Below are 7,199 nucleotides of genomic sequence, written 5' to 3' on the forward strand. Positions count from 1 at the left end.
TAATGGACAAGTACCCGGACCAAAAGCGCGCAGTTCAATATCTGTACCCGCCGATCGAACCTTTCGATCAGCGGATGGTCGATATGGGCGATGGGCATCGTATCTATGTGGAGCAATGCGGCAATCCCGATGGGGTTCCGGTGGTCATCCTGCATGGCGGCCCCGGTGGCGGTTGCAGCCCGGCGATGCGGCGGTATTTCGATCCGAAGGTGTATCGGGTGATTCTGTTCGATCAACGCGGCTGCGGACGGTCGCGGCCCACGGCCTCGGTTCAGGATAACACGACCTGGCATCTGGTGGCCGATATCGAACGGCTGCGCACACTGTTCGGGATCGACGAATGGATCGCCTTTGGTGGCAGTTGGGGCGCGACGCTGGCGCTGATCTATGCGCAGGCGCATCCGGACCGGGTCAGCCGTCTGGTGCTGCGCGGCGTGTTTCTGGCCACGCAGGCCGAGCTGGATTGGTTCTATGGCGGCGGCGCGGGCAAGTTCTGGCCCGAGCAATGGGCGAAATTCACCGCTCTGCTGCCCGAGGGGGAACAGTCCGACGCCATCGCCGCCTATAACAAGCGTCTGTTCTCGGGCGACCGCGCGACCGAAATCCTCTATGCCCGCGCCTGGTCGCATTGGGAGAACGCGCTGGCCTCGATCCACACCAACGGTGCGGTGGGCGAAAGCCCGGGCGAATATGCCCGCACCTTTGCCCGGTTGGAGAATCACTATTTCATCAATGGCGGGTTTCTGGAGAAGGATGGGCAGATTCTGGACCAGATGGACCGGATTGCCCATATCCCCGGCCATATTGTGCAGGGGCGTTATGACATGATCTGCCCGCCGCAGGCCGCGTGGAACCTGTCCGAACGCTGGCCGAATGCCGAGTTGAAGATGGTCCGCCATGCAGGCCATGCCCTGTCCGAGCCCGGCATCAGCGCCGAACTGGTCCGCATCATGGACCGCGTGGCGGAGGGTTTGGCATGACCCGGATTGACCGCCGTGCTCTGTTCGCCTCGGGTGCTGCCGCCGCTTTGCTGGCCGCGACGGGAGCGTCCTTGGCCGATACGCCGAAACAGGGCGGCACGCTGCGGCTGGCCGTGCCGCGTGATGACAGTCTGGAACAGGTGGCGCGCGGTGCCGTGTTCGACACTCTGACCGAGATTGCTCCCGACGGCACCTTGCGCGGAGAGCTGGCCTCTGGCTGGCAGACCGATGCGCAGGCCCGCGTCTGGAGTTTCGACCTGCGCCCTGACGTGCAGTTCCACGATGGCGCGGCGCTCGATGTGCAAGACGTGACCGCTGTTCTCGCCCAGCTCGGCCGGGCCGAAGCACTGGGCCCGACCCAACTGCGCCTTGAACTGGCCGAGGCCAATCCCGGCCTGCCGTTCCTGCTGGCCGACAGCCGATTTGTTATTACCCGCGACGGGCAAGATGTGACCCCGCTGAACGCCGCCAACGGCACCGGCAGCTATCGGGTCGAACGGGCCGAGGATGACCGGCATTTCTTGGGCCGCCGTGTCTCGGGCCACTACAAGGGTGCTCAGGCTGGGTGGTTGGATGCGATCGAGATCATCGTGATCCCCGACGCAAAAGTACGGGCCGAGGCCCTGCGGGATGGTTTTGTCGACGTCGCCGCGCTGCCCTCTGCCGAAGATGCCCGCGCGCTGCGCGGTCTGCGCTTTCACCCGTCCGAGGCCGACATGGCGCTGGCGATCTCAGCCAATGTTGGCATGCCCCGCCAGATCAGCCAGCGCGCGCGTCTGGATGACGGGCGCATTGCGGAACGGTGGTGGATGGTCTGATCCCACGCGAAAAACGGCGCTGATCCGCCGCAGGGGTTGCAGACTCGGAAAACCCTGCGTATATGCAGTTGCAACAGCGGCGCGTTGGACTTCTGGTCCAAGGCTCCACCGGAAAAGATCGACGGGCCGCGCGCCCGTTTTTTTGTGCCCGATTGAAGGGTAGAGTATCTGATGACAAACGACCTGATAGCCAAAGCGGCCATCGACCGGCGACTGGCCGAGATCATCACCCCAGTGATCGAGGATCTGGGGTATGAGCTGGTCCGTATCCGCCTGATGAGCGGTAAGACCACAACGATGCAGATCATGGCCGACAAGCCCGATGGCGGCATCGAAGTCGATGACTGCGCCGAAATCTCGAACGCGGTCAGCGCCACGCTGGATGTCGAGGATCCGATTTTGGACGCCTATACGCTTGAGGTCTCCAGCCCCGGCATCGACCGCCCCCTGACCCGTCTCAAGGACTTTGAGATGTTCGAAGGGTATGAGGCCAAGATCGAGACCGCCGAACTGATCGACGGCCGCCGCCGCTTCAAGGGTGAGCTGGCCGGGATCGAAGGGGATGAGGTTCTGATCAATATCCCCGAAGGGGAGGAAACGATCACCATCGGTCTGCAATTCGACTGGCTGAGCGATGCCAAGCTGGTCCTGACCGATGATCTGATCAAGGAAATGCTGCGCCAGCGCAAGGACGCCGGTGCCCTGAACGAAAACGCTTTCGACGAGATTGAGACCGAAGGGTCCGAAGAGGAGACGAACTGATGGCAATCACCTCAGCCAACCAGCTGGAGCTGCTGCAGACCGCCGAGGCCGTGGCCCGCGAAAAGATGATCGACCCCGGTCTGGTTGTCGAAGCGATGGAGGAATCGCTCGCCCGTGCCGCCAAGAGCCGTTACGGCGCCGAGATGGACATCCGCGTCAGCATCGACCGCAAAACCGGCAAGGCGACCTTTACCCGCGTTCGTACCGTCGTCGAGGATGAGGAGCTTGAGAACTATCAGGCCGAGATGACCGTCGAACAAGCGCGCCAGTACATGGAAGCGCCCGAGGTTGGCGACGTCTTCGTTGAAGAGGTTCCGCCGGTTGAAATGGGCCGTATCGCGGCTCAGTCCGCCAAGCAGGTCATTCTGCAGAAGGTTCGCGAAGCCGAGCGTGATCGTCAATACGAAGAGTTCAAGGATCGCGCAGGCACCATCATCAACGGTGCCGTCAAGCGCGAAGAGTTTGGCAATGTCATCGTCGATCTGGGCGGTGCCGAAGCCGTTCTGCGCCGCAACGACAAGATCGGCCGCGAAAGCTATCGCCCCAACGACCGCGTGCGCGCCTATATCAAGGAAGTGCGCCGCGAGGTGCGTGGCCACCAGATCTTCCTGTCGCGCACCGCGCCGGAATTCATGGCCGAGCTGTTCAAGATGGAAGTGCCGGAAATCTATGACGGCATCATCGAGGTCAAGGCCGTGGCCCGTGACCCCGGTTCGCGCGCCAAGATTGCCGTGATCTCGTATGACGGCTCGATTGATCCCGTCGGTGCCTGCGTTGGTATGCGCGGCAGCCGCGTGCAGGCTGTTGTGAACGAGTTGCAGGGCGAAAAGATCGACATCATCCCGTGGAACGAAGATCAGCCGACCTTCCTGGTGAACGCGCTGCAGCCTGCCGAGGTCTCCAAGGTGGTTCTGGACGAAGAAGCGGGCAAGATCGAAGTTGTGGTGCCCGAGGAGCAACTGTCCCTCGCCATCGGTCGCCGTGGTCAGAACGTGCGTCTGGCCAGCCAGCTGACCAATCTGGACATCGACATCATGACCGAAGCCGAAGAATCGGCGCGCCGTCAGAAAGAGTTCGAAGCCCGCACCCAGCTATTCATGGAAAGCCTGGATCTGGACGAGTTCTTTGCGCAACTGCTGGTGTCCGAAGGCTTCACCAACCTCGAAGAAGTCGCCTATGTCGAGATCGAGGAACTGCTGGTCATCGACGGCGTCGACGAAGGCACCGCCAACGAATTGCAGGCCCGCGCCCGCGAGTTCCTGGAAGCGCAGGCCAAGGCCGCTCTGGACGCGGCCCGCGCGTTGGGTGCCGAAGACAGCCTTATTGAATTCGAAGGCCTGACACCCCAGATGGTAGAGGCGCTGGCCAAGGATGACGTGAAGACCTTGGAAGACTTCGCCACCTGCGCCGACTGGGAACTGGCCGGTGGCTGGACCACGGTCGATGGTGAGCGCATCAAGGATGACGGTGTTCTGGAACCTTTCGGCGTCACGCTGGAAGAGGCGCAGGATTTGGTGATGACGGCGCGAATCATGCTGGGCTGGGTTGATCCGGCTGAGTTGGAGCAGCTCGAAGAAGACACCGAAGTAGCAGAAGAGGAGGCCGAGGCCTGATCGCAGGCCTCGGGTGGCGCACATGGGTCGCGGTGGCGTCCATAAGGATCGGTCCGAAGGGCCTGAGCGGAAATGCATCGCCACGGGCGAGGTTCAGCCTAAATATGGCTTGATCCGCTTTGTGACGGGGCCGGACGGTCAGGTCTATCCGGATGTCGCGGCGAAACTGCCGGGGCGCGGGGTTTATGTGGCGGCGGATCGCGCTGCTTTGGACAAGGCCGTGGGCAAAAAGCTGTTCGCACGCGGGTTCAAGGCGCAGGTGACCGCGCCCAAGGACCTGGTGGATGAGGTCGAGCGTCAGGTCTCGCGCCGGGTGGTCGAGCTGCTGAGCCTTGCGCGCAAGTCCGGCGACGCGGTCGCGGGCTATGAAAAGGTCAAGACGTGGCTGGATCGGGATGAGGCGCAAGTGCTGCTTCAGGCCATCGACGGGTCCGGGCGCGGCAAGTCGAAACTGAGCACGCCGCACTTTGGCAAATACATCGGCTGGCTGACAGCGGACGAGTTGGGACAGGCATTTGGGCGCCAAACCGTGATTCATGCGGCGCTCGCCTCTGGCGGACTCGCCAAACGTGTTGTAGAGGAGGCGCAGCGCCTGCGTGGCTTGCGCGAAACGGATGACGGCGGCAGGGGCCGCACGGAAGGGTAAGAAGCTTTATGAGCGATAATGACGGCAAAAAGACATTGGGTCTTCGTGGCGGGGCACGCCCCGGAAATGTGAAACAGAGTTTCAGCCACGGACGCACCAAGAATGTCGTGGTGGAAACCAAACGCAAACGCGTGGTGGTCCCCAAGCCGGGTGCGGCCAAGCCCAGCGGCGGCGCTGCACCATCGGGTGATCCTTCGCGTCGTCCTGCCGGGATTTCTGACGCCGAAATGGCCCGCCGCATGAAGGCATTGCAGGCCGCCAAGGCACGCGAGGCCGAAGAGGCCGCCCAGCGTGAGGCCGCGGAAAAGGCACGCGAGGAAGAGCGCGCCCGCCGCCGTGCCGAGCAGGAGGCCAAGGAACGCGAACAGCGCGAGGCCGAAGAAAAGGCACGTGCAAAGGCCGAAGAGGAAGAGCGCAAGCGCAAGGAGGCCGAAGAGGCCGCCAAACGCGCCGCTGCCGCCCCTGCCCCCGAAGAGCCCAAAGCGGCCCGTGGTCCGGCCAGCAAGCCTGCGCCTGCGGCCACTCCGCGCAAGCAGGATCGCGAACGCGAACAGCGTGGTCGTGGCAAAGGTCGTGACGACAACCGCCGTTCCGGCAAGCTGACACTGGGTCAGGCCACCGGTGGCGAAGGCAACCGCCAACGTTCGATGGCCGCGATGAAGCGCAAGCAGGAGCGGGCGCGCCAGAAAGCCATGGGCGGCTCGGTCGAGCGTGAAAAGGTGATCCGCGACGTACAACTGCCCGAGGCGATCATGGTCTCGGAACTGGCCAACCGTATGGCCGAGCGTGTGGCCGACGTTGTCAAATCGCTGATGCAGATGGGCATGATGGTTACGCAGAACCAGACCATCGACGCCGACACCGCCGAGCTGATCATCGAGGAATTCGGCCACAAGGTCACCCGCGTATCTGATTCGGATGTAGAAGACGTCATCAAAGAGGTCGAAGACAGCGAAGACGATCTGCAAGCGCGTCCGCCGGTCATCACCATCATGGGTCACGTCGACCACGGTAAAACCTCGCTGCTGGACGCGATCCGCGACGCGCGCGTTGTGGCGGGCGAGGCCGGGGGCATCACCCAGCATATCGGTGCCTATCAGGTGAAAACCGATGGCGGCACCACGCTGACCTTCCTGGATACGCCGGGCCACGCGGCCTTTACCTCGATGCGTTCGCGCGGGGCTCAGGTCACGGATATCGTGGTTCTGGTTGTGGCCGCCGACGATGCGGTGATGCCGCAGACGATCGAGGCGATCAACCACGCCAAGGCCGCCGGTGTCCCGATGATCGTGGCGATCAACAAGGTCGACAAGCCCGAAGCCAACCCGGACAAGGTGCGCACCGACCTGCTGCAGCATGAGGTGATCGTTGAGAAGATGTCCGGTGAGGTTCAGGACGTCGAAGTGTCCGCCATGACCGGTCAGGGTCTGGACGAACTGCTGGAAGCCATCGCGCTGCAGGCCGAGATTCTGGAACTGAAAGCCAACCCCGACCGCGCCGCCCAAGGTGCCGTGATCGAGGCGCAGCTGGATGTGGGCCGCGGCCCCGTCGCTACCGTTCTGGTTCAGACCGGCACGCTGCGTCAGGGCGATATCTTCGTTGTGGGTGAGCAATACGGTAAGGTCCGTGCGCTGATCAACGACAAGGGTGACCGCGTCAAGGAAGCTGGCCCCTCGGTCCCGGTCGAGGTTCTGGGCCTCAACGGCACGCCCGAAGCGGGTGACGTTCTGAACGTCACCGAAACCGAAGCGCAGGCCCGTGAGATCGCCGCCTATCGTGAGCAAGCCGCCAAGGACAAACGCGCCGCCGCCGGTGCCGCGACCACCCTTGAGCAGCTGATGCAGAAGGCCAAGGAAGACGAGAACGTGGCCGAGCTGCCGATCCTCGTCAAAGCCGACGTGCAGGGTTCTGCCGAGGCCATCGTTCAGGCGATGGAGAAAATCGGCAACGATGAGGTCCGCGTGCGCGTTCTGCACTCGGGCGTGGGTGCGATCACCGAGACGGATGTCGGCCTCGCCGAAGCCTCCGGCGCGCCGGTCATGGGCTTCAACGTCCGTGCCAACGCATCGGCTCGGAACACGGCAAACCAGAAGGGCGTCGAGATCCGGTACTATTCGGTGATCTATGACCTCGTGGATGACGTGAAAGCCGCCGCATCCGGCCTGCTGAGCGCCGAGATCCGCGAAAAGTTCATCGGCTACGCCGAGATCCGCGAAGTTTTCAAGGTCACCGGTGTTGGCAAGGTTGCCGGCTGTCTGGTCACCGAAGGCGTTGCCCGCCGTTCTGCAGGCGTCCGCCTGCTGCGCGACAACGTGGTGATCCACGAAGGCACGCTGAAAACGCTCAAGCGCTTCAAGGACGAAGTGGCCGAGGTTCAGTC

The 7,199-nt window shown here is 63.0% G+C and carries 6 protein-coding genes; all 6 read left to right on the forward strand.

Translation table 11 applies throughout. The features are described 5' to 3' along the window. Positions 1 to 2: 2 nt before the first annotated feature. A complete protein-coding gene (gene pip, locus MPJ51_RS06895; RefSeq protein ID WP_298383740.1) occupies positions 3 to 980 on the forward strand; it encodes a prolyl aminopeptidase in 978 nt (325 codons plus the stop codon). Then, positions 977 to 1,798 (forward strand): ABC transporter substrate-binding protein, encoded by an 822-nt coding sequence (locus MPJ51_RS06900; protein ID WP_298383743.1) that lies wholly within the window; start codon positions 977 to 979, stop codon positions 1,796 to 1,798. Before pip ends, MPJ51_RS06900 begins: the two co-directional genes overlap by 4 nt. Positions 1,799 to 1,969: 171 nt before the next feature. Further along, complete coding sequence (gene rimP, locus MPJ51_RS06905; RefSeq protein ID WP_298383746.1) at positions 1,970 to 2,560, forward strand: ribosome maturation factor RimP; 591 nt, start codon at positions 1,970 to 1,972, stop codon at positions 2,558 to 2,560. Then, positions 2,560 to 4,173: a transcription termination factor NusA gene (nusA, locus tag MPJ51_RS06910; RefSeq protein ID WP_298383749.1), complete on the forward strand. Its 1,614-nt coding sequence runs from the start codon at positions 2,560 to 2,562 to the stop codon at positions 4,171 to 4,173. The genes rimP and nusA overlap by 1 nt, the downstream gene beginning before the upstream one ends. A gap of 22 nt (positions 4,174 to 4,195) precedes the next feature. After that, positions 4,196 to 4,819, forward strand: coding sequence for an RNA-binding protein (locus MPJ51_RS06915; RefSeq protein WP_298383752.1), 624 nt, complete (start codon positions 4,196 to 4,198; stop codon positions 4,817 to 4,819). 8 nt (positions 4,820 to 4,827) lie between these two features. Next, the coding region (gene infB / locus MPJ51_RS06920; protein WP_298383756.1) for a translation initiation factor IF-2 at positions 4,828 to 7,199 on the forward strand (2,372 nt) is incomplete at its 3' end.

This window comes from Ruegeria sp. (genome assembly GCF_028066395.1).
Lineage (GTDB): Bacteria > Pseudomonadota > Alphaproteobacteria > Rhodobacterales > Rhodobacteraceae > Ruegeria.

Bases quoted from the DNA above. Each gene is read 5' to 3' on its own strand.
- pip (WP_298383740.1), top strand. From the start codon at position 3: ATGGACAAGTACCCGGACCAAAAGCGCGCAGTTCAATATCTGTACCCG.
- MPJ51_RS06900 (WP_298383743.1), top strand. From the start codon at position 977: ATGACCCGGATTGACCGCCGTGCTCTGTTCGCCTCGGGTGCTGCCGCC.
- rimP (WP_298383746.1), top strand. From the start codon at position 1,970: ATGACAAACGACCTGATAGCCAAAGCGGCCATCGACCGGCGACTGGCC.
- nusA (WP_298383749.1), top strand. From the start codon at position 2,560: ATGGCAATCACCTCAGCCAACCAGCTGGAGCTGCTGCAGACCGCCGAG.
- MPJ51_RS06915 (WP_298383752.1), top strand. From the start codon at position 4,196: ATGGGTCGCGGTGGCGTCCATAAGGATCGGTCCGAAGGGCCTGAGCGG.